20 protein-coding genes are annotated in these 23818 nt (G+C 73.1%); 12 read left to right on the top strand and 8 right to left on the bottom strand.

Going from position 1 to position 23818, the window contains the following annotated elements; genetic code table 11:
• The first annotated feature begins 52 nt into the window (after positions 1-52).
• From K8556_RS39400 to K8556_RS04580, 5 genes are all read left to right on the top strand, one after another.
• Positions 53-1105, top strand: a complete 1053-nt coding sequence (locus tag K8556_RS39400; RefSeq protein ID WP_223738769.1) for a lipopolysaccharide assembly protein LapB — start codon at positions 53-55, stop codon at positions 1103-1105.
• Positions 1106-1232: 127 nt separating this feature from the next.
• Entirely contained in the window at positions 1233-3848 is a 2616-nt protein-coding gene (locus K8556_RS04595) for a penicillin-binding protein 1A (protein ID WP_223738768.1), read from the top strand.
• Positions 3845-5197 (top strand): VCBS repeat-containing protein, encoded by a 1353-nt coding sequence (locus K8556_RS04590; RefSeq protein ID WP_223738767.1) that lies wholly within the window; start codon positions 3845-3847, stop codon positions 5195-5197. The genes K8556_RS04595 and K8556_RS04590 overlap by 4 nt, the downstream gene beginning before the upstream one ends.
• Positions 5198-5391: 194 nt before the next feature.
• On the top strand, positions 5392-6756 hold the full coding sequence (locus tag K8556_RS04585; RefSeq protein WP_223738824.1) for an ABC transporter substrate-binding protein: 1365 nt from the start codon (positions 5392-5394) through the stop codon (positions 6754-6756).
• A 118-nt stretch (positions 6757-6874) separates the two neighbouring features.
• Positions 6875-8524, top strand: a complete 1650-nt coding sequence (locus K8556_RS04580) for an ATP-binding protein (protein ID WP_223738766.1) — start codon at positions 6875-6877, stop codon at positions 8522-8524.
• Positions 8525-8599: 75 nt separating this feature from the next.
• Here the strand turns inward: K8556_RS04580 and K8556_RS04575 are convergent, their stop codons facing one another.
• Both K8556_RS04575 and hpf read right to left on the bottom strand, forming a co-directional pair.
• Positions 8600-10663 carry an MXAN_5187 family protein gene (locus tag K8556_RS04575; RefSeq protein ID WP_223738765.1) on the bottom strand — a complete coding sequence of 688 codons (2064 nt, stop codon included), beginning with the start codon at positions 10661-10663 and terminating at the stop codon, positions 8600-8602.
• A gap of 156 nt (positions 10664-10819) precedes the next feature.
• A complete protein-coding gene (gene hpf / locus K8556_RS04570; RefSeq protein ID WP_223738764.1) occupies positions 10820-11182 on the bottom strand; it encodes a ribosome hibernation-promoting factor, HPF/YfiA family in 363 nt (120 codons plus the stop codon).
• A 159-nt stretch (positions 11183-11341) separates the two neighbouring features.
• Between hpf and K8556_RS04565 the strand changes: the two genes are divergently transcribed.
• Complete coding sequence (locus K8556_RS04565; RefSeq protein WP_014395148.1) at positions 11342-11704, top strand: response regulator; 363 nt, start codon at positions 11342-11344, stop codon at positions 11702-11704.
• Positions 11705-11782: 78 nt separating this feature from the next.
• Complete coding sequence (locus K8556_RS04560; protein ID WP_223738763.1) at positions 11783-12247, top strand: DUF2007 domain-containing protein; 465 nt, start codon at positions 11783-11785, stop codon at positions 12245-12247.
• Positions 12248-12251: 4 nt separating this feature from the next.
• Here K8556_RS04560 and K8556_RS04555 read toward each other — a convergent pair whose 3' ends face one another.
• Both K8556_RS04555 and K8556_RS04550 read right to left on the bottom strand, forming a co-directional pair.
• Positions 12252-13235 carry an N-acetylmuramoyl-L-alanine amidase-like domain-containing protein gene (locus tag K8556_RS04555; protein ID WP_223738762.1) on the bottom strand — a complete coding sequence of 328 codons (984 nt, stop codon included), beginning with the start codon at positions 13233-13235 and terminating at the stop codon, positions 12252-12254.
• Positions 13232-14215, bottom strand: a complete 984-nt coding sequence (locus tag K8556_RS04550) for a HEAT repeat domain-containing protein (protein WP_223738761.1) — start codon at positions 14213-14215, stop codon at positions 13232-13234. Before K8556_RS04550 ends, K8556_RS04555 begins: the two co-directional genes overlap by 4 nt.
• A 158-nt stretch (positions 14216-14373) precedes the next feature.
• Here K8556_RS04550 and K8556_RS04545 point away from each other — a divergent pair, with 158 nt between their 5' ends.
• Both K8556_RS04545 and K8556_RS04540 read left to right on the top strand, forming a co-directional pair.
• A complete protein-coding gene (locus K8556_RS04545) occupies positions 14374-14691 on the top strand; it encodes a DUF4398 domain-containing protein (protein WP_223738760.1) in 318 nt (105 codons plus the stop codon).
• A gap of 17 nt (positions 14692-14708) precedes the next feature.
• Positions 14709-16139: an OmpA family protein gene (locus K8556_RS04540; protein ID WP_223738759.1), complete on the top strand. Its 1431-nt coding sequence runs from the start codon at positions 14709-14711 to the stop codon at positions 16137-16139.
• A gap of 185 nt (positions 16140-16324) precedes the next feature.
• Here the strand turns inward: K8556_RS04540 and truD are convergent, their stop codons facing one another.
• From truD to K8556_RS04525, 3 genes are read right to left on the bottom strand one after another with little or no spacing between them, the layout of a single operon-like run.
• A complete protein-coding gene (gene truD / locus K8556_RS04535; RefSeq protein ID WP_223738758.1) occupies positions 16325-17347 on the bottom strand; it encodes a tRNA pseudouridine(13) synthase TruD in 1023 nt (340 codons plus the stop codon).
• Positions 17344-18663 (bottom strand): DUF4388 domain-containing protein, encoded by a 1320-nt coding sequence (locus K8556_RS04530; protein ID WP_223738757.1) that lies wholly within the window; start codon positions 18661-18663, stop codon positions 17344-17346. Before K8556_RS04530 ends, truD begins: the two co-directional genes overlap by 4 nt.
• A 7-nt stretch (positions 18664-18670) precedes the next feature.
• Entirely contained in the window at positions 18671-19630 is a 960-nt protein-coding gene (locus K8556_RS04525; protein WP_223738756.1) for a thioredoxin domain-containing protein, read from the bottom strand.
• A gap of 103 nt (positions 19631-19733) precedes the next feature.
• Here K8556_RS04525 and K8556_RS04520 point away from each other — a divergent pair, with 103 nt between their 5' ends.
• Both K8556_RS04520 and K8556_RS04515 read left to right on the top strand, forming a co-directional pair.
• Positions 19734-20795 (top strand): asparaginase, encoded by a 1062-nt coding sequence (locus K8556_RS04520; protein WP_223738755.1) that lies wholly within the window; start codon positions 19734-19736, stop codon positions 20793-20795.
• Between the two features lie 71 nt (positions 20796-20866).
• A complete protein-coding gene (locus tag K8556_RS04515) occupies positions 20867-21778 on the top strand; it encodes a GGDEF domain-containing protein (RefSeq protein WP_014395138.1) in 912 nt (303 codons plus the stop codon).
• Between the two features lie 45 nt (positions 21779-21823).
• On the opposite strand, the gene K8556_RS04510 is transcribed toward K8556_RS04515, so the two are convergent.
• Entirely contained in the window at positions 21824-23416 is a 1593-nt protein-coding gene (locus tag K8556_RS04510; protein ID WP_223738754.1) for a HEAT repeat domain-containing protein, read from the bottom strand.
• 135 nt (positions 23417-23551) lie between these two features.
• On the opposite strand from K8556_RS04510, the gene rpsU reads away from it, so the two are divergent.
• Positions 23552-23746, top strand: a complete 195-nt coding sequence (rpsU, locus tag K8556_RS04505) for a 30S ribosomal protein S21 (RefSeq protein ID WP_014395136.1) — start codon at positions 23552-23554, stop codon at positions 23744-23746.
• Positions 23747-23818: the final 72 nt, after the last annotated feature.

The raw sequence follows: 23818 nt of genomic DNA, 5'->3' as shown, positions 1-23818 counted from the left end.
CCGTCCCCCAGAGGGAAAACCCGTTGGCACACCGGTCGCAGTAGGGGAGGCCATGAACCCGAAGACGCGCACCCGGTCCCGTCGCCCCGCCTCCTTCCGGCGCTTCACCGTGCCGCCCGCGCTTCGCAAGGCCCTCATCCCCGCCGCGCTCGCCGCCCTGGGGCTCGCCGCCTGGGAGGACGTCCCCCTGCCCCGCCTGCTCAAGCCCTGGCTCTCCCACGCCCTGGAGGCCCGCGCGGGACAGGCCCCTGTCGCCGCCGCGCCCACCCTGCCCCTGGAGGCCACCGGCGACGAGCCCCCGCTGATGGCCGCCCCGCGCCCCGTGGAGGAGGCCGCCCCGGCGGAGGCTCCCGTCCCCGGTGACGCCCTGGCGCTGCCGCACACGCACGCCCGCCGGGTGGACCACGTGGCCCGCGCCCAGGGCCTGCGCGAGCTGGGGGACCTGTCCGGCGCCGTCACGGAGCTGCGCCGCGCGCTGCACGACGACCCGGGCGCCACGGACGCCCTGGCGCAGCTCGCGCGCACGGCCCGGCTGGCCGGGGACACGCCGCTCGCCATCGACGCGTACGCCCGGCTGGGCCAGGCGGAGCCCCATGACGCGGGGGCGCTGGTGCAGCAGGCGCGGCTGCTGGTGTCGGAGGGCCGCTTCCCGGACGCCGTCCGCGTGGGCGAGGAGGCGCTCCTGCGTGACCCGGAGGACCCGGAGGTGTACCAGGTGCTCGGCCGCGCGCACCTGGGCGCCCATGAGCTCACCTCCGCCATCCTGCGCTTCCAGCAGGCGGTGCACCTGGACCCCGAGCACGGCCACGCGCTCAACAACCTGGGCTTCGCCTACCTGCGCGCCAACGACAACGCGCGCGCCGTGGAGGTCCTCACCCAGGCCGCCAGCCTCCTGCCGAACGTGGCCTACGTGCAGAACAACCTGGGCGTCGCCTGCGAGCGCCTGGGCCGGCTGGAGGAGGCCCGGTCCGCCTACGCCGCCGCCACCCGGCTGTCGCCTCGCTACGTGCAGGCTCGCGTCAACGCGGAGCGGGTGGGCCGCGTGGCCCGGGCCGACCCGGCGGGTCCTGTCACGCCGGAGCCGCTCCCGCCCGCCGCGCCGTAGGGCGGGCAGCCAGGAAACAGCCCCGTTTCCGGGGGGATGGCCCGGACGGGTTCACCCCGCCCGCCCCCCGGTCTAACCTCCAGTCCTTCATCCAGCCTTCACGAGCGTCATGACTCCGGCCCGACCGATGCCTCCTCCTCCCGAGCCCCTCCCCCCGGCCCCGACCGGAGCCCCGCCGCCCCGGAAGGGCGGCTTCGGCGCCGCGCTGTGGCGCTGGACGAAGCGGCTCCTGGTGCTGGGCGCCGTCGGGCTGGTGCTCCTCATCGGCGTGTGCGTGGGCACGTACGTCTACTTCAGCCGCGACCTGCCCTCCGTGGAGTCGCTGCGCAACTACCAGCCGCCACAGGTGACGAAGGTGACGTGCGCGGACGGCTCGCTCTGCGCGGAGTACGCGCTGGAGCGCCGCACGCTCGTGCGCATGGAGGACCTGCCCCCGCACGTGCGCAACGCGTTCCTCGCCGCCGAGGACGCGGACTTCTACAAGCACGAGGGCCTGGACCCCTTCGGCATCCTGCGCGCGGGCGTGAAGAACCTCATCCCCGGCAGCCGCAAGTCCGGCGCGTCCACGCTCACGCAGCAGGTGGTGAAGAACATGCTGCTCACGCCCGAGCGCAGCCTGGGCCGCAAGATCCGCGAGTGGATCCTCACCCCTCGCCTGGAGCAGGCGCTCACCAAGGATCAGATCCTCAGCCTCTACATCAACGGCGTGTACTTCGGGCAGCGCCGCTACGGCCTGGAGGAGGCCGCGCTCTTCTACTTCGGCAAGCACGCGAAGGACCTGTCCGTGGGCGAGGCCGCCGTGCTCGCGGGCACCGTGCAGTCCCCGCACCGCATCAACCCCGTGGCGAACATCACCCGCGCCAAGGCGCGCCAGCGCTACGTGCTGGAGCAGATGGCGGGACAGGGCTTCGTGCCGCGCGCGGTGGTGGAGGCGGAGAAGGAGAAGCCCATCGTGCTCGCGCCGCGCAAGCCGGTCAGCGCGGGCGCGTACTACGCGGAGGAGATCCGCCGCACGCTGATTGAACGCTACGGCGAGAAGATGGTGATGGAGGGCGGCCTGCGCGTGGACATCGCGCTCGTGCCCAAGCTCCAGGCCACCGCCGAGCAGGCCGTGCGCGACGGCCTGGAGGCGCTGGACCGGCGCCAGGGCTACCGGGGCGCGCAGGGCAGGCTAGAGGAGGCGCAGTGGAAGCGCTACCGCGAGCTCATCGTCCAGCGCATCGAGGAGGCCGGCCGCCGCCAGAAGGACCAGGGGTATGTCGCGGACCTGGCGCCGCTCGCCCAGCCGCTCGCCGCCCCGGCTCCGGCGAAGACGCCCACCGCGCCGGAGGTGGAGGGCGCCGAGGAGCAGCAGCCCGCCGCCCTGGCCGCGGACACGGACTCCGAGGAGGAGGAGGCCCGGTCTCCGGAGCGCGAGCGCGCGGGACAGGTCCTCCTCAAGCCGATGGAGGAGGGGCTGCGCCTCACCGGCTACGTCACGGAGGTGGACGCGAAGCGCAACGTGGCGCGCGTGGACCTGGTGGGCCGCACCGCGGAGGTGTCCTTCGACTCCGTCACCTGGGCGCGGCAGAAGAAGAAGAGCGCCCCCAAGAACATCTCGGACGTGTTCACGCCCGGGGAGCTGGTGTTCGTGCGCGTGCTCAAGGCCCCTCCGGCGCCGGCCTTCGTGGAGGCCACGTTGGATCAGGTGCCCCTGGTGCAGGGCGGGCTCGTGGTCATCAACCCGGCCAACCGCAACGTGGTGGCCATGGTGGGCGGCTACGACGCGGAGCGCTCGTCGTTCAACCGCGCCACGCAGGCGAAGCGGCAGCCGGGCTCGTCGTTCAAGCCCTTCATCTACGGCGCGGCCCTGGCCAGCGGACGCTTCACGCCGCTCTCCATGGTGAACGACGCGCCGGAGTCCATCCGCGACCCGTACACGGGCAAGACGTGGCGGCCCAAGAACTTCGACGGTCGCTTCGAGGGCCCCATGACGCTGCGCACGGCGCTGAGCAAGTCGAAGAACACGGTGTCCGTGCGGCTCATCGAGTCGATTACGCCCGCGACCGCCATCGACTTCGCGCGCCGGGCCGGCATCCGCTCCACCATGCCGGAGAACCTCACGCTGGCCCTGGGCACCGGCGAGGTGACGATGCTGGAGGCCGTCAACGCGTACGCCACGCTCCAGGCCAACGGCCGCTACGCGGAGCCGCTGACGCTGTTGCGCGTGCGCGACGCGAAGGGCACGGTGCTGGAGGAGCACCAGCCGGCCTTCGAGGAGACGCTGCCCCCGGCGGTGGCGTACCTCACGACGTCGCTGATGCGCAGCGTGGTGGAGGACGGAAGCGCGCGCGCGGTGCGGGAGCTGAACCGCCCCGCCGCGGGCAAGACGGGCACCACCAACGAGTCCAAGGACACGTGGTTCAACGGCTACACGATGGACTGGGTGGCCAGCGCGTGGGTGGGCTTCGATGACAACACGCCCCTGGGCAGCAGCGAGACGGGTGGCCGGGCGGCGCTGCCCATCTGGCTCAACTTCATGCGCGTGGCGGAGGAGGGCCTGCCCGCGCGTGACTTCGAGGTGCCTCCGGGCGTCACCCAGGTGCGAATCGACCCCGTCAGCGGGCTGCTCGCGGGCAACGCCGTCCCGGGCCGGATGGAGCCCTACCTGGAGGGCACCCAGCCCACCGCCGAGGCCCCGCCGCCCGGACAGGTGACGCCGGACAACTACTTCCTGGAGGAAGGTGGCAAAAGGGGGCTGTGAGTCGCTCGCTCCTGTCGCTGGTCCTCGCGCTCGCGTTCGCCCTGCCCGCCTTCGCGGAGTCGGACGAACGCGAGCCTCCTGCCTCCGCCCGGCTGGCCCTGGCCGTGGCCGACGCCATCCGCGGCGCGCCCGCGGAGGCGCCCGTGGCCCTCTGCCTGTCCGGAAGCTCGCCGGAGCTGCGCCGGGCGTTCGGGACGCTGCTCGCCGCGCGGCTCTCCGCGATGAACCTGGGGCCGGTGGTGCTGGACGTCCCGCCCGAGCGCGCCGAGGCCGCCGCCCGCGAACAGGGAGCCCGCTCGCTGGCGCGGCTCACGCTGGACGTGGAGGGCGGCGAGCTGGTGGCGCGGGGGGACGTGCTGGGCACGTGGGTGAACTTCTGGTCCGGCCGCACGCCCACGCGTCCGCCGAAGCCCGCCGCCGCCGTGGCCGAGGGCGTGGAGGCCGACGCCGCGGTGCTGTCGCTGGCGGCGGTGGGGACGCCGTCGTCGGGGGTGACGGGCCCGGGGCCGCAGCCTCGGAGGCCGGTGCGCCTGCTGGGCGCGGTGTTCGCGAGGCTGGAGACGCCGCTGGCCGCGCTGGCGGCCGGGGACCTGGATGGCGATGGCCGCGACGAGGTGGCCGCGCTCACCGAGCACGAGGTGGTGGTGTTCAGCGCGGACGGGCGGGTGCTCGCGCGGCGGGAGCTGGAAGGGGCGGCGGCCGCGGCGACGACGCGCGAGCCCTTCGGCGCGCTGGCGGTGCTGACGGGGCCGCCGAGGCTCGCGGCCTGGAGCACGCGGTTCGCGCGCGGCGAGGTGCTGGTGCTGGACAAGGCGAAGGGGACGCTGCGCACGTCGGGGACGCTGGACGCCGCGCCGCTGGGGACGGCGGAGCGCGGGGCGTTCGTGCCGGGGCAGACGGTGTTCGCGCCCGAGGTCCGGCTGGCGGACGGGCGGAGCCTCACGGTGCCCGCGCCCTTCGGCACGGCGAGCTTCGCGGGGCCGCGCATGCTGTTCGTGCACGCGGACAGCACGGCGTCGCTCTACGCACGTCCCACGTCCGCGCCGCTGAAGGTGTCCGGGCTGGGCGCGGGCAGCGCGCTGGGAGACCTGGATGGGGACGGGGCGCCGGAGCTGCTCACCACGTCACCGCAGCTCCAGCCGTCGCCGGACGTGCTGCGGGTGCTGTCGCTGGGCTCCGACGCGCCGATGGCGCATGAGCCCCTGTGGCAGGGGGCGCTCCCGCCGGGCCGGGCGCTGTACGTGGTGACGGCGGACCTGGATGGCGACAAGCGCCGTGAAGTCCTCGTGGGTTCGTGGAAGCCGGACGGCACGAGCGAGCTGTTCCTCCTGCGCCAGGGTGCACCGTGATGAAGGCTCGAACGACACGCGCCCTCGTGCGCCAGCGACACGAGCGAGTGGGTCCTCCCGCGTCAGGGTGCACCGTGATGAAGGCTCATGAGCGCGGCGAAGTCCCGGTGATGGCGTCGCGCTCCAGCGGGGCGCCGCTCCAACCGGTGCGCCGCGAAGCAGCAGCGGCACCGCGGTATGGACGGCAGGGCATCGTGAGGATCCGCACCGCCCTCGCGGGCCTCGTGCTGATGGCTTCCACTCCGGCGCTGGCGGCCAGCCGTCCGCGCTACGGGGGCGAGTTGCGGGTGGCGCACGCGGGGCCACCTGAAATCGGGGAGCCCGCGCTCGCGGACACGCCGATGGAGGCCGCGCTGCTGGGGCTGTTGACGCGGCCGGTGTGCCGCGTGGACTCCGGCGGGCAGGTGCACCCGACGCTGGCGCGAGAGCTGTCGCGCCCCGTGCCGCAGGCCCTGCGTGTGACGATGCCCTCTGCGGCCAGCGCGGCCGCCGTGGCCCGTGCGTGGACGCGGCTGTCCGCCACGGAGTCGCCGTCTCCGTATCGCGCGCTCCTGTATCCGCTACGCGGTGAAGGCCGTCAGGTGACGTCCACGGGCGCCACGCTGGACCTGGCGCTGGCGTTTCCGTGGCCCGACTTGGAGCGCGCGCTGTGCCACCCTGCCCTCGCGACGCCGCCGTCGCCCGCGTCGGGGCCGTTCAGCGCCGAGGGCCGGGGCGTGCTGGGGGCCCAGGCCGCGTGGCCCGAAGGTCGTCCGTACGTGGACCGGCTGGCGCTCACCGCCACGGATGAGCGGGGCCTCGCGCGGCTGTGGTCCGCGCGGCAGGTGCAGGTGGTGCTGGGCACCCCGCCCGACGACAACACGCTCACAGGCGCCGGGCTGTACGCGACCTATCTGGCGTATTCCCCCCGGAAGGTGCCCGCGGACTTCCGGCAGGCGGTGGAGAGCGCCATCGACCGCGAGGACCTCACGCGCCTGTTCGTGAGGGGCCCGGCGGTGCCCATGGCGAACCTGCTGCCGCCCGCGCTGATGCCCCAGGGGCCCAGGCCCCGGCCCACGGCCCCCGCGGGAGCGACCCGCAAGGTGACGCTCGCCTATGACGCCGCGCTGGCGGATCAACGCGCCGTGGCCGAACGCATCCAGGTGAAGCTGCACGACCAGGGCTACACCGTCGCGCTGGAGCCGCAGTCGCGCGCCGCGCTGCGAAGCCGTCAGGCGAAGGGCGACTTCGAGCTGATGCTGAGCGCGTTCCTGCTGCCGCCCGTTCCCGGTCCCGCGCTGGCGGTGGTGCTGGAAGCCGGAGGACGTCGAGACCTGCTCGGCGTGGAGCTGCCGCCCATCGGGGCCCTGACGGACGCGGGGGCCCGGGATGCGCGAAGCCGCGAACGGGCCCTGGCGCTCGCGCCCTCCGTGCCCATCATCCCGCTGTACGCGCAAGGGCTCGCCCTGCGCGCGGCACCGGAGGTAACCGGGCTGGTGCTGGATGCCCAGGGCCTGCCCGTGCTCGAAGGCGCCTGGCTCGCCCCCATCGAGGCCACTGGCGGCGGAGGCCGGCCATGAGCCCCGAAGGTGTGGCTGCGCATGCGGCGCTCAGGCACTGCCGTCGCTTGGGCTTCGGGCGGCAAAGGCCGACCATGAGCCTCATCCACTCGGCAGCCAATGGGAAGGACGGGCCCGCATGCGCCTGAGGACCCGGCTCGCGCTCGCCTTCGCCCTGCTCGCGCTGGTGCCGCTGGCGGTCGTCGTTCCCCTGACGCTGACGCGCCTTCGCGACACGCTGTCGCGCGAACTCGACGCGCGCATGACGGCCGCCACCGCCTCCGCGCAGGAGTCCCTGGAGCGCTCCGCCGCCAACGCGCGCCGCGCCGTCGAGGAGCTGGTGGAGAGCCCCGCCATGGAGGACCTCGTGCGCGAATCGCGCACCGCCCCCCTGCGCGTCATCCAGGCCAACACCGCCGAGGGCCTGATGAAGAGCCGCGGCCTCACCGTGCTCACGCTCTTCGACCGCAACGGCACCGTGCTGTCCTCCGGCCACCTGCCCGCCCGGCGCGGCGACCCGGACCCCGCCCTCTTCGCCGTGACGAAGGAGAAGTCCCCCAGGCCCGTGCCCGTGCGCGTGGACGTGCGGGGCGACGCGGGCCTGCGCCAGGTCCCCGCGCTCGTCACCGCGCGCCCCGTGGACTACGGCGACGTGCGCCTGTGGGCCGTGGGCGGCGTGGTCCTGGACGACGGCCTGGCCCAGCACCTGGCCCGCCTCACGCAATCCGACGTGACGCTCCTGTCCGGCGGCGCCCAGGTCGCGCACGCGGGCAGCGCCGCCCCGCCCACCGTGGAGCAGGTGCTGCCGCTGGGCGACGCCGCCTCCGTGCGCCTCACCTTCAGCCGCGCCGCCGCGCGCGAAGCCGAGGAGGGCGTCATGCGCGCCTTCCTCCTCCTCGCCGGCCTGGGCCTGGGCTTCGCCGCGCTCCTCGGCCTGCTGGTGTCCCGCTGGATGACGCGGCCCGTGGAGGCCCTCACCTCCGGCGCCCGCCGCGTGGCCGAGGGCGCGCTGGACGTCCAGGTGACGGCCCGCGCCACCGGCGAGGTGGGCGAGCTGGTCCGGACGTTCAACCACATGACGTCCGAGCTGAAGAACACCACCGAGCGGCTGATGGCCACCGAGCGCATCGCCGCGTGGCAGGAGGTCGCCCGGCGGCTGGCGCACGAAATCAAGAACCCCCTCACCCCCATCCGCATGTCGCTGGAGACGCTGATGGCCGCGCACGAGGCGCGCCACCCCAGCTTCCCCACCCTCTTCAAGGAGAGCGCGGGCGTGGTGCTGGAGGAGGTGGAGCGGCTGCGGCGCATCGTGGACGAGTTCAGCCGCTTCGCGCGCCTGCCCAAGCCCCAGCTCGCCCCGGTGGACCTGGGAGAGCTGGCCCAGGGCGTCCTGTCGCTGTACGCCGCGCCCCCCGAGGGCATCCAGTTGGTCCCCGCGCTCCAGACAGGCGTGGTGGCCCGCGCGGACCGCGACCAGCTCACCCAGGTGCTCGTCAACCTGGTGAAGAACGCGGAGGAAGCGATGGCGGGCAAGGGCGGCGCGCTGCGCGTGCGCGTGAAGGGCACGGACGCGGACGCCATCGTCGAGGTGGAGGACGAGGGCCCCGGCATCCCCCTGGAACACCGCGCCCGCGTCTTCGAGCCCTACTTCACCACCAAGGACGGCGGCACCGGCCTGGGGCTGGCCATCGCCGCGCGCATCCTCCAGGAGCACGGCGGACGCCTGGAGGTCGGCGGAGAGCCGGGCCAGGGAGCCCGCTTCAGCGTCGTGCTCCCCCGAGCGAGCTGACCCTCACGCAAGAAGGCCCGGCACCTCGTGAAAGAGGTCCCGGGCCTTCGGGCACCGCACGGTGGCGCGCGGCCGTCAGTCCTTGACGGGCGTCGCCTTGAGGGCGGCCTTGCCCTCCTTCACGTAGACCTGGAAGCGCACCGTCTTGCACGCGTACTTCGTGACGAGCTGCTCCTTGTTCTTGCGCAGCTTCTGCACGAACTTGTCGTACGTCAGGCCGTCCGCCTGCTCACCGCAGCGCTCGCGCGTGGTGACGAACTCGCGGAAGACGTCCTGGAAGTGCTGCTCCTCCGACAGCGCCGCCGCCGCGCCGTTGCCGCCCGGCATGGGCAGCGGAATCGCCTGCGGCCCGCTGGAGCGCGGCGCCGGCATCGGGATGGCCTCGGACGTGGGCCGGGTGCTGGCCTGGAGCAGCTCGCGCGGAATCGCCGCCACGCGCGTCGTCTCCGGGGACTCCGGCTCGGAGGACTGCGCCGCCGCCAGCGCGAACGGATTGGCCGCCTGCTGGAGCGAGTACGCCGCCGTGGGCTGATCCTCGAAGGCGAACGCGCCGTGGCGCGGCGCGGCCGGGGCAATGGGCTCGGCCGGCGGGGGCTCGAAGGGCACCGCGCCCCCCTGCGCGTACGCCGGAGGCGGCGCGAACGGCTCCGCGGCCGGCGGCGGATAGGCCGCGGGCGGAGACGGGAAGGGGAACGCATCCGCGCCCGCGAACGGATCCGCCAGCGGCGCGGCGGCCTGGGGCGGAGGCATCGCGAATGGATCCGCCAGCGGCGCGGCGGCCTGGGGCGGAGGCATCGCGAACGGATCCGCGGCCGGAGCCGGAGTCCCCGGGAAGGGGAACGCATCCGCGCCCGAGAACGGATCCGCGGCCGGCGGCGCCACCGAGGCGAACGGGTTGGACAGGGGCTCCGCGTGCGCGGCCGACCCGAACGGGTTGGACACGGGCTCCGGGGGCGCGCTCGACGCGAACGGATCCGCGGGGGCAGCGGCCACGGGGGCCGGAGCCGGCGGAGACGTGGTGCTCACGGGCTGCGCGGGGGGCGCGGACTGCTGAGCGGCCATCGCCGCGCCCCAGCCCAGCGTGTCGGAGCCGCCCGACACGGTCTCCTCGTCGGAGGACTTCTTGCTCCCGCCCATCAGCGCCGTCCACAGCAGGCTCAGCACCAACAGGCCCGCGAGCGCGAGCAGCGCGGTGTGCTGGTACGCGGCCAGCGGCGCCAGCGTCGCCGCCGTGCCCGCGAGGACCACGACCTCGTACGGCGTGCCCGCCAGCGCCTGGCGCGAGCCCACGAACAGCGGCGCCTGGCCGCCCATCGCGTCGCCGTTGGTGAAGGCAGGCAGTTGCACCGGGCCCAGCGCCTGGAGCGAACCCGACTCCAGCACCGTGTCCTTCGCACCCGCCGTCAGCCGGGGCAGCGCGCCATCCAGCCGCGCCTTCTCCGCGCCCACGCCGCCCACCACCTTGTCGCCCTGCACGAGCCCCACCGCGGCCGCGCCGGACGTCTCCAGCGCGCCCTGCAGCGCGGCCTCCGCGGCCAGGGGCGCGCCCACCACCAGCGTCACCGCCGGAGCAGGGGTCCCCTCACCGCCCCACGCGAGCGGCACGGCCGCGAACACGTGCGGCGCCCCGAAGGCGTCCACCACGGACGTGCCCGCCCGGGCGAGCGCCGCGACGTCCAGCGCCGCGGTGTCCGAGGAGGGCTCGGCGCCCGCGCGGGCGTGGAAGACCGCGTCGCCGGCCACCACCGCCACCACCGCGCCCTGGAGCTCCTGGGGCAGACCGGCCTGCGCGGCGGTGCGCAGCGCGCCGAAGCGCTCCGCGGTGAGCGGCAGCATCCCGGCCGGCTCCTCCGCGTCCTTCGAACCGTAGCGGTCGCGCGGGGACTTCGGCGCGGGCGCGGGCGTCAGCGCGCGCATGGCGGCGGCCACCTGGGGGCTGCCGGCGAGCTTCAGCGCCAGGGATTGCACTTCGGCGCGGCGTGCATCCACGCGACGCGCGACCTCGCCGGTGCCCGACGCGGCCTGGAGCGACGCACCTTCCACCGCGCGCGCGCGCTGAGGCGCCGACAGCGTCGGGAGGTGAGCCAGGCCCAGTCCGAGGACCAGGAGTGCGAACAGCAGGAACTTGAGGCGGACCATCGCCGTCCTTTAGCCCAGGGGTGAGAGGTCCGCTTATAGCGTCCACCGTTCGACCCCAGCAAGGAACTGGCCCGAAGGAACCCGGGGGCCGGATGCCTGGCTGGCATCCGGAATTCCCGGGCCCTTCGTTCTGTCACGCCCGATACGGCCGGCCGCCTAGTAGTTCGTCGCGTCGGCGTTGAGGTCGAACGGCATGCCGCTGTTCCCCATGCCCTGGCGACGTCGCTCCACCGCGCGCTTGATGGCCTTCTCCAGGCGGTCACGCGTTGCGTCGATGGCCTGGAACAGCGTCTCCGATGTCTCCGTCACGTGCACGGCCTCCAGGCCGGGCATGCGCACCGTCACCCGGCACTCCTTGTCCACGCCTCCCTTGGGCCCGTTGATGTCCACGAGCGCGATTTCGATCTCCGACGCCTCGTCCTCGGCGAACCGTTCGATATGCGCCACCAGATGCGTGTCCACGTACTGCTTCAGGTTGTCGTTCAGCCCCAGATGCACTCCCCGCAGCTGCACCTTCATGGATTCACCTCCGGGCATAAACATGGGCAGTCCCCCGCCCGCCCGTGAGGGGCTGTCGCAAGCCTTCCCGCCTGCCCTCCCCCGAAGCAGCCGGCCGGACGTCACCGCGCCCGGGACGCGTTGGACGAATCCCGCGCCGCACCGGGTTGCTCTAGTCGCATGGATGGCGAGCGAATCAAGGTGCTGCTGGTGGAGGACGACGGGGACAGCCGCGAGCTCCTGGCGGAGCTCCTGGAGGACGACTTCGAGGTCACCACCGCGTCGGACGGCGTGGCGGGCCTGAAGGCGTTCGAGGCCACGCACCCCGACGTCGTCGTGACGGATGAATCCCTGCCCGGAATGAACGGCACGGAGCTGGCGCAGCAGGTGAAGGAGCGCGAGCCCAGGGCCCGCGTCGTCCTGGTCTCCGGCTACGCACAGGTGGAGGGCGCGGACTACTGCGATGCCGTGTTGCGCAAGCCCATCGACGTGGAGCGCCTGAGCCGCATGGTGGGCGAGCTGGGGGACGCCGCGCGGCACTGACGGGAAATTCGCGCGGGGCACCGCCTGCCATCCGCGCGAGCCGTTCCTAACATTCCAGCCATCGCCCAGGAGGGCTTCATGAGGTACTGCGCACGGTGTGGCTCGGAGTATCAGGACAGTGTCGTGGACTGCACGGATTGCCCCAACCACCCGCCGCTCGTCTCCGCGGAGGAGATGCACGAGCGGGGGCTGCCCCTGCCCCATGAGCTGGATCAACGCCGCTTCGTGAGGGCGGGCATCGCGGACGACCCCGTGACGGCCCAGGTCTTCGTGGACGTGCTGGACGAGCACCGCATCCCGCTCATCGTGCGCCCCGGCCGCTCAGGCGTGGTGGACGAGCTGACCACGGGCAACCTGCTGCCCTGGTGGGAGCTGCTGGTGCCGGACACCGAGCAGGTCCGCGCCGCCCGGCTCCTGGAGGAGGAGAAGATCCAGGCGCGCGCCTACGCGGACGAGGCCGGCCGCGCGGCGGAGGAAGAGGAGCTGGAGGACGAGCGGGCGCGCCAGGCCCCGGCCGACACCAGCGCGCCTCCCGCGTACTAGCGCCTCAGGGTGAGCCCACGTCCGCGCTGCCTTGAGCGGGCGCGGGCTGGGACGCGAGCGTGGCGGGCGGACGCCGGGCCTCGAAGAGGCTCACGCCCGTCACCTTCCACTTGTCGTAGCGCGCGTTGCGGGCGAGGAACGTCTCCAGGTCCTCGTCCACCACGCGGTTGTAGCCGCCCCGGGACGCGTGGCGCAGGTACGTGCGCTTCTTCTTCTGCACCACGAAGCCCAGGTGGGTGATGCGCGTGGCCTTCAGCGGCAGGTCCTCGCGCATCACGACGAGGATGGTGCCGGACGCCACGCCGCGCGCGTGCTCGAGCACCTTGTCCAACGGAATCATGTCCAGGGTGAAGGTGCCCACGGGCTGGCGCTCGCGGGGCAGTTGCAGCGCCATGGACGACTTCGACTGCCAGGTGTGCGCGGTGAGCTTCTTGGTGACGGAGACGGTGTCCTCCTTCGCGTACCTGCGCGTCACGTCCACCAGCAGGCCCTTCTTGATGTTGTTGGGCAGCCACTGCGCTTCCATCAGGTGGTTGCGGTCCTCGTAGGTGGGCGTGCTCGCGTAGCGGATCCGCTCCAGCAGCGCCGGCACCTCCGGCTCGCCGTGCGCCAGCCCCAGGGCCAGCGTCTCCTCCACGAAGGTGAGGCAGTCCACCGCGTCCAGGCGGAAGGTGGGGTCGGGGTCCACGCCCTGCCCTTCTCCCAGCGGCGACAGGACATAGGGCGTGTCGAGGAACTTCTCGCTCATGCCCAGGAGGCGCTCCGCCAGCGGGGAGTCGGCCTTGTCGGCGATGAGGGCCGCGCGCTGCTCGGGCGTGAGCGCGCTCCAGCCGTTCTCCCTCACGGGGGGGGCCACCGGGGCCGCCGGATGCGCGGGCGAGGTGAGCGACGCGGGCACCGCGCGCGCCGGGGGCACGGCCGGCGTGGCCGGGGGCTTCGCGGGGGCCTGGGACAGGAGCGCGAGCGCGCAGACACCCCACGGGCTCACGGCGCCACCCCGGCCTTGCGCAGGATGGCCTTGCGCCGGTCGTCCGCGAGCTGGAGCGTCTCCAGCTCCTTCTCGTAGACGAGCTTCTCCTCGCCCTTGGCGTTCCACGACGCGAGCACCAGCCAGTCCAGCGACGCGGCATCGCCGCCCTGGTACAGCACGCGCGCGGCGGTGGCGGCCAGGGTGCGGTCCGCGTCCTTCAAGAGCGGCGTCAGCACGGGGCTGGCCTTCTTCGCCGGCACGCCCTCGAAGAGCACCAGCCCCTGGCGGCGCACGAACTTGTCCGTGTGGCCCAGGAGCTTCTGCGCGAAGGCGAAGCCCTCCGGGGCGCCCAGCCGGCACAGGCCCCGGGCCGCGGCGAAGCGCGTGCTCTCCGAGTCGCTGTCCAGGTATGCCTTGAGCGCGGCCTTCTGCTTCGCGTCGCCGGTCGCGCCCGCGGCCTCCAGCAGCGCCGCGCGGACCTCCAGCTCCTGCTCGTCCTTCGCGGCGGCCATCAGCGGCTTGCCCATCTTCGGGTTGCGGGACGCCCCCAGGGCCCGCGCGGCCTCGCGGCGCACGCCGCTGCTCTTGTCCTGGAGCAGCGGCAGCACGGCGGCGGTGTTGCGGCTGCCAAGCCGGGCCAGCCCCTGCGCCGCGTACATGCGCACGGTGCTGTCGCCGTCCGACGCCAGCTTCACCAGCGTGGCCTCCCCCGTGCGCGCGCCCAGCGACGCCAGCAGCGCCGCCAGGTTGCGGCGGGTGCGCTCCTCGTACGTGGTGCGCAGCAGCGGGCCAATCTCCTCGGCCGCGTAGGCCTCCTGGCGCAGGAAGCGCAGGCGAGACGTGGCGGCGGGCACGGGGCCGCCGTTGGCCACCTGGTTGAGCACGATGTCCGCCTCCGCGCGGCCCTGGGCCTTCTTGGACGCGGCCCCCGGTCCGGAGAGGGCGGTCAGGGGCAACAGCAGCACGACGAGCAGGGCACGGACGGACGGTGGACGCACAGGTCCGGAACGATGGCAAGCACGGCACCCGCCGTCAAAGTCCACCCCTCCGCCCGGCCCCCTGCTCCACGCCAACCGCCCGATTCTTGACCCCCCCGGAGGCGATTGATACGACCGTCGACCAGTCTGTCTCCGCTCTGTCGACCGAGGCCCTCGTGATGACGAAGCAGTCGCTCCTGTTGGCGTTCGCGGGCGTGCTGACCGCATGTGGCCCCGTGAAGTCCACGTCCAACATCCTCGACGCCGAGGTGCAGATCCAGGCCGCGCGCACCGCCGGGGCGCAGAAGGAAGCCCCCTACGAGTGGACGGCCGCCAACCTCTACCTGCAGAAGGCGCGGGAGGAGGTCGGCTATTCGGACTACCAGGCCGGCGTGGACTTCGCCGTGAAGGCCTCGCGCTTCGCCAACGAGGCGCGTGAGAAGGCCATGTCCGCGGCCAACAGCGGCGACTCCCAGGGCCGCCCCCAGAACCCGTGACGCCCGAGCGTTCTCCGATGAAGCGTCTGACCCAGTCCGCGCTCTTCACCCTGCTGCTCACCTCCCTCGCCTGCGTCAGCGGCAACAAGATCCGCGCTGACACGGAGGTGCTCACCGCCGACGTGGAGCGCGCCCGCCGTGGCGGAGCCCTGCGCTGCGCGCCCGCGGAGCTGGCCGCCGCGGAGGCCAACCTCGACTTCGCCCGCGGAGAGCTCAGCCAGGGCAACAGCTCGCGCGCGGCCCAGCACGTGCGCGACGCCGACACCGCGGTGAAGCGCGCCCTGGAGCTGTCCAAGAACTGCGGCCCGCGCCAGGTGCTGGTGCGCGACCGCCCGGAGACGCCGCAGCAGCCGGAGCAGCCCCAGCAGCCCACCCAGCCCCAGCAGCAGCAGCAGGTGGTGGTGAGCATCGAGGAGACGGACAACGACGGCGACGGCGTGCTGGACAAGGACGACCCCTGCCCCGAGCAGGCCGAGGACGTGGACGGCTTCCAGGACCAGGACGGCTGCCCGGACCCGGACAACGACGGCGACGGCGTGCTGGACGTGCAGGACAAGTGCCCGCTCATCCCCGGCGTGGCGGAGAACAACGGCTGCCCGCCGGAGGCCCCCAAGGACCGCGACGGCGACGGCGTGCTGGACAACGTGGACCGGTGCCCGGACCAGCCCGAGGACAAGGACGGCTTCGAGGACGAGGACGGCTGCCCGGACCTGGACAACGACCTGGACGGCATCGTGGACGGCACGGACAAGTGCCCCAACGAGCCGGGCCCGCTGCAGAACCTGGGCTGCCCCATCGTGGACAAGGACGGGGACGGCATCAACGACGACAAGGACAAGTGCCCGGACGAGCCGGAGGACAAGGACGGCTACCAGGACGAGGACGGCTGCCCGGACCTGGACAACGACAGCGACGGCGTGCCGGACGCGCAGGACAGGTGCCCCAACGAGTCCGGCCCGCAGGAGAACGGCGGCTGCCCGGATCCGGACCGCGACGGCGACGGCGTGGTGGACCGCCTGGACGCGTGCCCTGACGACCCGGGCGTGAAGGAGGAGCGCGGGTGCGCCAAGCAGTACAAGATGGTCATCGTCAAGAAGGACCGCATTGAGATCAAGAAGCAGATCCTCTTCGGCACCGGCTCCGCGAAGATCATCGGCAAGCAGAGCACGACCATCCTGGATGAGGTGGCGCAGGCGCTGAAGGACGCGCCGTGGATCCGCAAGATGCGCATCGAGGGCCACACCGACTCGATGGGCAACGACACGGCGAACCTCAAGCTGTCCCAGAAGCGCGCCGACGCGGTGATGGCGCAGTTGCTCAAGCGCGGCATCGACCCGGGCCGCATGGAGGCCGTGGGCTTCGGTGAGACGAAGCCCGTGGCGCCCAACAACACGAAGGCCGGCCGCGCGCTCAACCGCCGCACGGAGTTCAACGTCATCCGGCAGTGACGTGACGCCCCACCCCGCTCCGTCCAGGACGGAGCGGGACAAGCGGCTCCCCCACGCGCCTCCCCGGGCCTCACGCCCAGGGAGGCGCGGTCGTTTCCGGGCACGAAGCAGCGCGAGGCCCTGACGACCTTCGCGCCCCTCCGAGGCGTCGAACCGCGAGGCAGCGCCAGCGCGGGCCGGAGGCCTCAGCCGTCCTTGAGCAGCTCGTGCAGCACTTCGGTGGCGTAGGCGCCGCGCGGCAGCTCGAACGTGAGCAGCGCGTCCTCGCCATCCGCCGTGAGCTCCGCCGCACCCAGCCGCACGCGGTACGGACGGCGCGTGCCCTCCGTCTCGTCGCCGCCCCGCTGGAAGTCCCCCAGCGTGACGCCCGCGTCCGCGAGCAGCCGCGCCTCGAACTCCGCCACCTCGCCCTTGGAGGCGGTCATCTTCGGGCCGAACATCGGCCCGGCGGGGCTCACCTCGAACGCGGCGACGCGCGGACCGTCCACGTCCGGCGCCTCGCACACGAAGAGGCCGCCCGTCTCCTCCTTGCGCAGCACGTCGCCCAGGAGCGCCGTGGCGAAGGTGCCCGCGGTGAGCCGCGCGGCCAGCGCCTGGTTGAAGAGGCGCGACTGGAAGGCGGACAGGTACAGCTTGCGCTGGAAGCGGTCCGGCCGCTTCGGCAGCCGCTGCCCCAGGATGAGCATCCGGCCCAGGTCCGCGTTGTCCCCGGCCCGCCCGAAGCGCTGCTCCCCGAAGTAGTTGGGCACGCCTTCAGCGGCCAGCCGGGAGAAGGACTCCCGCGCCGCGCCCAGGTCCTTCACGCCGCGCAGCCGCAGCCGGAAGCGGTTTCCCTTCAGGTGCCCGGTGCGCAGCTTGTTGCCGTGCCGCTTCGCCTCCAGCACGCGCACCCCGTCCAGCGCGAACTCCGGCAGCCGGCCTTCCGCGTTCGCGGGCACGGACAGCCACTGCCGCGTCACCGCCTGCCGGTCCTTCATGCCGGCGGCGCCGATGTCGTCCTCGCGCACGCCCAGCGCGGTCGCCAGCGCGCGCACCACCTCGCGCGTGTCCCGGCCGCGCTTCTCCACCCAGAGGTACAGGTGCGTGCCCTCGCCGGAGGGCAGGTACGCCGGCAGCTCCTCCACCTCGAAGTCCTCGGGGGAGAGCTTGAACGCGCCGCCGCACCCGGGCACGCCCGCGGTCAGCCTCGGAAAGCCGGTGTCCGTCACGGCGCCTCGAGCGTGGCCAGGAGTTCCTTCACCCGGCGGGCCAGGTCCTCGTCCGCGCGCGACTCCAAGAGTTCCCCCGCCTGGAACAGCAGGAAGAACATCACGTCGCTCAGCGCCTGACGGAACGAGGCCAGCGGCTCGCTGCCCAACTGGGCGCGGTGCTTGTCGAAGGCCTCCATCAGCCGGCCCTCCGGCAGGCTCCCATCCGCCGCGAACGCCAGCCCCTCCAGCACCGGAGACGACGACAGCGCCTGGTTGGACAGCGCCGCGTTGGCCGCCGCGATGAACTCGCGGTCCATGCCGGAGCGGGCCACCTCGTCGCGGATCTCCCGGAAGATGAAGTTGAAGACGCGCGCCACCGGCCGGGCATCCACCGGAGCCGGCGCGCGCACCGGCGGACGCACGCGCGGCGCCGCCGTCTTCTCCTGCGCCACGGCCGAGGCGGGCGCCCCCGCGGGCTTGTCCGTCAGCCCCGCGAAGCCGCCCTCCAGCAGGCGGAAGACGACCTTGGTGACGTCGAACTCGGACAGCCGCGCCGCGTGCCCCAGCTCCAGCACCGTGCGCCGCCCGTCCAGCATCGCGAGCACGCGGTCCTCGTCCTCCTCCAGCTTGCCGTCGGACGGGCGCTTGCGCGCCACGTACATGCGGCCGTGGGGGATGCGCTTCCGGAAGTGCGCCATCTCGTCGATCTTCCGGATGCTGTCCATCAGCAGGCTCTGCGTGGATAGCTGGAGCGAGTGGCCCGTCTTCTCGTCCAGCGGCTGGTCGATGAGGAAGAACGACCCCTCGCGGCACAGCACGATGGCGTGGAAGATCTCACTCACCTGGTGCGTGACGCACTTGAAGAGGTCGTGCGCCTGCAGCACGCCCTTCTCCACCAGCGCCCGGCCCAGCTTGGACGCCGACTGCTCGCGCAGCACCGCCTCCACCTGAGCCCGGTCCGCGTAGCCCAGCCGCACCAGCACCTCGCCCAGGCGGTCCGCGGGCTCCTCGGAGGTAGCGCCGCGCACCTCGCCCTCGCGCAGCGTGAGCGACCGCTCGCCGCCCGGCGTGTGCACGCGGATGACGCCGCTCCAGCGCGACTGGCTGAGGAACGCGATGAGGTCCGACAGCGGGAACCCGCCCGCGTCCCCCGAAAGCACCACGCGCGGCGTGGGGATGGAGCCGCCCTCCGGCGGCGTGCGGGAGAACACCAGCAGGTCGGGCGCGGTGGGCATCAGCGCGTACGTCCCCGAGCGTCCCGCGAGCGCGGGGATGCCGGTGCGGTCCTCGGGGACCAACTGCGCGGCGCCATCGATGCGGAAGCGTGGGTTCATCAAAGCGTCAGTCAGCGGCCCACGCGTTGTTGTTCGCGCGCCACTCCACCTCGTCCTCCATGCTGTGCTCCAACTGCCCTTCCTGGAAGCCCAGCTCGTAGGCGCGTCCATTGAAGAACACGGACGGGGTGCTGTTGATGGCCGCCATGCGCCCCTGCGCGCGGAAGCCTTCAATCTCGTCCTTGTACTGCTCCGTCCTCAGCACGGCGGCCAGCTTGTCCCCGTCCAGGCCCACCGACTTCGCCAGCGCGGGCAGCGCCTCCGGCTTGAGGTTGTTCTGCTGGCCGAAGAGCGCGTCGTGCATCTGCCAGAACTTGCCCTGGTCGCGCGCCCACAGCACCGCCTGCGCGGCGGGGACGGCGTTGGGGTGCATGGAGAGCGGGAACGGCAGGTAGCAGAAGCGCACCTCGCTGGGGTGCTTCTTCGCGAAGCCCTCCAGGATGGGCCGCGCCTTGCCGCAGAAGGGGCACTCGAAGTCGGAGAACTCCGCCACCGTCACGGGCGCGTTGGCGTCCCCCTGGCACATGCGCGGATCCACCTGGAGCTGCACGCGCGGCTCGCGGAAGGACGCGTAGTACTTGGACAGCGTGACGATGACCTCGCTCGCGGGCCCGCCCTCCGCCACCATCCGGGCGGACAGCCGCGCCATCCGCTTCGCGTGCTTGCAGGGCGTGTGCTGCTTGAGGCACGCGCCCAGCGAGTGGGGGCAGCCGCAGTAGCAGAACTCGTCGCTGAACACCGTGGCCAGCTCGCGCTTGGCCGCGGGCGGCAGCGCGGAGAAGTCCATGCCGGGGATGCCCGTCAGCACCTGGGCCGGATCCGACGAGGGCGCCTCCGCGGCGGGGCTCGCGGCCGGAGCGGCGGCGGGGGCCGGGGCCGGAGCGGCGGCCGCCGGGGCCTTGGGGGTGGCCGGGACTTCCGCGCTCTTGGCGCAGCCGGCGCCCATCAGGGTCGCCGCGGCCAGCACGGGAGCAACACGCTTCCATCGAGGGAGGAGCACGGCCCCGGGGTTTAGCCACGCGCGCCGGGCTTGTAAAGCAAGGCGGCCTTTGGCAGACGGCCCCTCGCCCATGCCCAGAGTCCTGCTGCTGCACACGGGAGGCACGCTCGGAATGGCCGGTGGCCGGCCTTCCGCCCTGCGTCCCGCGGCCTTCTTCCAGACGCTCCGCAAGCGAGCCCCGGAGCTGTTCCAACTGGCCGACATCGAACTCGAGCTGTTCTCCAACCTGGACAGCTCGGAGATGCAGCCGGAGCTCTGGAGCCGGATGGCCGCCCACCTCCACCGTCGACTGCCGGACTTCGACGGGGCGGTGGTGACCCATGGAACGGACACGCTCGCCTTCACGGCGAGTGCGCTGTCGTTCATGTTGCGCAATCCGCCCTGCCCGGTGGTGCTGACGGGCTCGCAGCGGCCGCTGGGGGAGATCCGCTCGGACGCGCGGCTGAACCTCATCGACGCGGTGCTCTCCGCGCTCCAGGGTCCGCGCGAGGTGACCATCTGCTTCGACTCGCACCTGTACCGGGGCAACCGCACGCGCAAGGTGAAGGTGGCGGAGTACGACGCCTTCGAGAGCCCCAACTTCCCGGTGCTGGGCACGCTGGGCGTGGACGCCACCTTCGAGAAGGGCCTCGTGTCCCGGGGCCCCTTCCGGCTCCACGACCGGCTGGATCCGCGCGTCTTCCTCCTGAAGGTGTACCCCGGGCTGGACCCGGCCCTGCCCCTGCAGCTCCTGCCGCACGTGAAGGGGCTGGTGTTGGAGGCGTACGGGGCGGGCAACGTGCCCATCGCGCCGGAGCTGGGCCGCTCGCTGCTGCCGCTCTTCGTCCAGGCGCGGGAGCGGGGCGTCCCGGTGCTGGTGGTGAGCCAGTCGTACCGCAACGGGGTGGACCTCACGCTCTATGAGTCCGGGGCCAAGGCACTGGCGGAGGGGGCCGTGGGGGGCGCGGACATGACCCCGTCCGCGGCGCTGGTGAAGCTGATGCAGGGGCTGGCGGAGCATCCCCGGGGGGGCGAGGCCCTCGCCCGCTTCCTCCGGACGCCCGTGGCCGGCGAGCTGTCCGTCGGGCGGCCGACAGTTCCGCCACCGGAGAAACCCAGGCGCCGGCCGGCGCGGGTGGGGCGGGTCGGCTGACACCGGGTGCGTGAAAGGAGCGTGGGTGTGCTTGCCGCCGTGAAAAGGCGGCCCGTAAGATGGGAGGCGCGATGTCCGAGGAGAAAACTTCCGTCCATTCGATTTCGGACCTGCTGGGCAGTGCCCAGCAGCAGAGCGCGTATCTGATCGTCATCAGCGCCAAGTCCGCCGCCGGCATCGGGCGGATGTTCAAGCTGGACCGCTCGGAGGTGGTGCTGGGCCGCAGCTCGGAGGCCCAGTTCCAGGTCGAGGACGACGGCATCTCCCGCAAGCACGCGAAGGTGGTCGCCATTGGCGACGGCCGCTTCCAGCTCGTGGACCTGGGCAGCACCAACGGCACGTACCTGAACGGCCTGAAGGTGAGCGCGGCGCCGCTGTACGACGGCGACAAGATCCAGATCGGCTCCAACACGGTGCTGAAGTTCAGCATCCAGGACGCGCTGGAGGAGCAGTACCAGCGCAGCATCTACGAGTCCGCCACGCGCGACGGCCTCACCCGCGTCTACAACAAGAAGTACTTCATGGAGACGGTGCGCAAGGAGTTCGCGTACTGCCTGCGCCACCGCGTGCCGCTGTCGCTGGTGCTCTTCGACGTGGACCACTTCAAGCGCATCAACGACGTGTACGGCCACCCGGCCGGAGACTTCGTGCTGACGCGCATCGCGCAGCGGGTGGCGGACACGGTGCGCACCGAGGACCTGCTCGCGCGCTACGGCGGCGAGGAGTTCGCGCTGATGCTGCGCGAGTCCGCGGAGGACGCGGCGCTGGCGTGCGCGGAGCGCTGCCGCGTGGCGGTGGACCGCGCGGACTTCATCTTCAGTGGCACGCCCATCAAGGTGACCATCAGCCTGGGCGTGGCGACGCTGCTGGACTCGGACTTCTCCCAGCCGGAGGACCTCATCTCCGCCGCGGACAAGTACCTCTACCGGGCCAAGCACGCGGGCCGGAACCGCGTGGACGCCAAGGCCATCAGCGGCCCGTGAGCGCAAGGAGGAAGGCCTGATCCACGGGCCTTCCGCCTGAAGCGCTCAGCGTCCGAAGCCCAGCCGCCGCAGCCCTTCCGCCGACACGTGCTTCACGTGCGTGTCCGCGTCGTGCGCCGCCGCCTCGCTCAGGGCGGCCACCGCGTGCGGCCCGCCCAGCACGGTCAGCGTCCTCGCCGCCGCGACGCGCACGTCCGCCACCGGATCCCCGCGCAGGCGCTCCGCCAGGACGCGCACGTGCGCGGTGCGCCCCACGAACTCCAGTGCCCGCGCCGCCGCCGCGCGCACCACCGGGTGCTCCGACTCCAGCAGGCCCGCCGCCTCGTCCCCGCGCGACGGCTGCCGGTAGGCGGACAGCACGTCCAGCGCGGCCACCACCACCTCCGGCGCGCCGTCCTCCAGCGCCTTCGCCGCCAGCGCCATCGCGTCCCCATTCCGCGGCAGCGCCCCCAGCGCGCGCACCGCGCCCGCGCGCACCGGCGTCACGTTCGACGAGAGAAAGGGCGCCAGCCGCCGCGTGGGCGGAGGTCCTTCCGTGCAATCCCCCAGGAACGCCACCGCCTCCCCCTGCACCTCCGGCGTCCGGGCGTTGCGCCCCTCCGCCAGGTCCCGCAGGAAGGCGAAGCACCCCTTCTCACGCGCCATCGCGCCCAGCCACGGCCGGGCGGCCTCCGCGGACTCCGCGTCCTTCACGCCCTGGAGCGCCACGTCCCGCAGGGGCTTCCCGGCGGACTCCGCCAGCCCCCGCGCCGCCAGCTCCCGCACCCGGCCGTCTTCATCCCCCAGCGCCCCCTCCAGCTCCCGCTTCGCCAGCGGGCCGTAGCGGCGCAGGGTGGCCACCGCCGTGCGCCGGCGCCGCACGTCAGCGGAGGTGAGCTCCGGCCGCAGCGCGTCCAGCTCGCGCGAGTACACGGCGAAGAGCCGGTTGATGACCGCCTCGTCCGGGGGCCTTGCCTCTGTCAGGAGCAGCCGGCCCACGGACGCGTGCTGCCGCTCGGCGACCGCGGAGAGCAGCTCCGCCATCACCGCGTCACCCGCGACGGGCCGCGACGCCACCGCGTCCAGCACCACGCGCGTCGCGGACCGCCCCTGGAAGGTGGCCAGGTGCAGGAGCGCCGGCAGCCGCACGGACGGCTCCTGCGAGAACATCTCCAGCGACAGCGACTGCCGGACGGCGTCCCGCTTCGCCCACACCCGGGCGGCGGCGGCAGGCCCCCGGGCGCCGGCCTCCCGCAGGAAGTCCGCCGTGGAGCGGCCGGAGTCGGCGGCGGCCCGGACGGCGGTGAGGCAGGCCCCCAGGTCCGCGTCCGGCGGGGTGTCCATGATCCAGTCCGCCAGGGCCCGCCGCTCCGTGAGCCCCCGGCTCCGGGCCTCCGCCCGCACCGCGGCCCAGCGCACCCGCCAGCTCGGGTCCTTGAGCGCCGAGGCCAGCGCCTGCTGCGCCTCCACCCCACCCGTCCCCAGGGACGCCACCCAGCTCTCCACCCGCCCCCCGGTGATGCAGGCGCCACAGGTCCGCGCGCGCAGGGAGGGGTCCGCGACGTGACGGCGGCAGGAGGCCCAGCACTCGGAAGCGACCGTGCCGGCCCGGGAGGGGCTGGCCGCCAGCAGGAGCACCAGGAGGAGGAGGCGGGACACGCGCCGGACACTCTAGCGCACCCGGCCCATCCTTTCCGTGCGGGTCTCCTTGCCTTTTCCGGCCCGCTGCGCCATACCCCCCGACCCTCTGAAGATTTCCAGATTGCATCCAGCTAGGCGGAAGGAGGTGACTGCATGCCCGGTATTCGAGTGAAGGAAGGTGAGTCCATCGAAAGCGCTCTCAAGCGCTTCAAGAAGGCCACCGAGAAGGCCGGAATCCTTTCCGAGATCCGCAAGCGCGAGCACTACGAGAAGCCTTCCGTGAAGCGGAAGAAGAAGGCCCTCGCCGCCAAGAAGCGCGCTGTGAAGAAGGCCCGCAAGTCGTACTAAGCAGGCCCGCAGTGAGGAGCCGGGGCTCCTTGGAAGCGTCAGGTGCCCTGGCTCCCGCCGTCCCATCCGCTG

It is taken from the genome of Corallococcus sp. AS-1-12 (assembly GCF_020036995.1).
Taxonomy (GTDB): Bacteria; Myxococcota; Myxococcia; order Myxococcales; family Myxococcaceae; genus Corallococcus.
Note: the sequence above shows the minus strand (reverse complement) of the source record. Positions and strands in the feature narration are given on the sequence as shown.

Excerpts from the sequence above, each read along its gene's own strand:
- rpsU (WP_014395136.1), top strand. The coding sequence starts at position 23,552 with ATGCCCGGTATTCGAGTGAAGGAAGGTGAGTCCATCGAAAGCGCTCTC.
- K8556_RS04545 (WP_223738760.1), top strand. The coding sequence starts at position 14,374 with ATGACGAAGCAGTCGCTCCTGTTGGCGTTCGCGGGCGTGCTGACCGCA.
- K8556_RS04530 (WP_223738757.1), bottom strand. The coding sequence starts at position 18,663 with ATGAACCCACGCTTCCGCATCGATGGCGCCGCGCAGTTGGTCCCCGAG.
- K8556_RS04540 (WP_223738759.1), top strand. The coding sequence starts at position 14,709 with ATGAAGCGTCTGACCCAGTCCGCGCTCTTCACCCTGCTGCTCACCTCC.
- K8556_RS04580 (WP_223738766.1), top strand. The coding sequence starts at position 6,875 with ATGCGCCTGAGGACCCGGCTCGCGCTCGCCTTCGCCCTGCTCGCGCTG.
- K8556_RS04565 (WP_014395148.1), top strand. The coding sequence starts at position 11,342 with ATGGATGGCGAGCGAATCAAGGTGCTGCTGGTGGAGGACGACGGGGAC.
- K8556_RS39400 (WP_223738769.1), top strand. The coding sequence starts at position 53 with ATGAACCCGAAGACGCGCACCCGGTCCCGTCGCCCCGCCTCCTTCCGG.
- K8556_RS04560 (WP_223738763.1), top strand. The coding sequence starts at position 11,783 with ATGAGGTACTGCGCACGGTGTGGCTCGGAGTATCAGGACAGTGTCGTG.
- K8556_RS04575 (WP_223738765.1), bottom strand. The coding sequence starts at position 10,663 with ATGGTCCGCCTCAAGTTCCTGCTGTTCGCACTCCTGGTCCTCGGACTG.
- K8556_RS04595 (WP_223738768.1), top strand. The coding sequence starts at position 1,233 with ATGCCTCCTCCTCCCGAGCCCCTCCCCCCGGCCCCGACCGGAGCCCCG.
- K8556_RS04520 (WP_223738755.1), top strand. The coding sequence starts at position 19,734 with ATGCCCAGAGTCCTGCTGCTGCACACGGGAGGCACGCTCGGAATGGCC.
- K8556_RS04515 (WP_014395138.1), top strand. The coding sequence starts at position 20,867 with ATGTCCGAGGAGAAAACTTCCGTCCATTCGATTTCGGACCTGCTGGGC.
- hpf (WP_223738764.1), bottom strand. The coding sequence starts at position 11,182 with ATGAAGGTGCAGCTGCGGGGAGTGCATCTGGGGCTGAACGACAACCTG.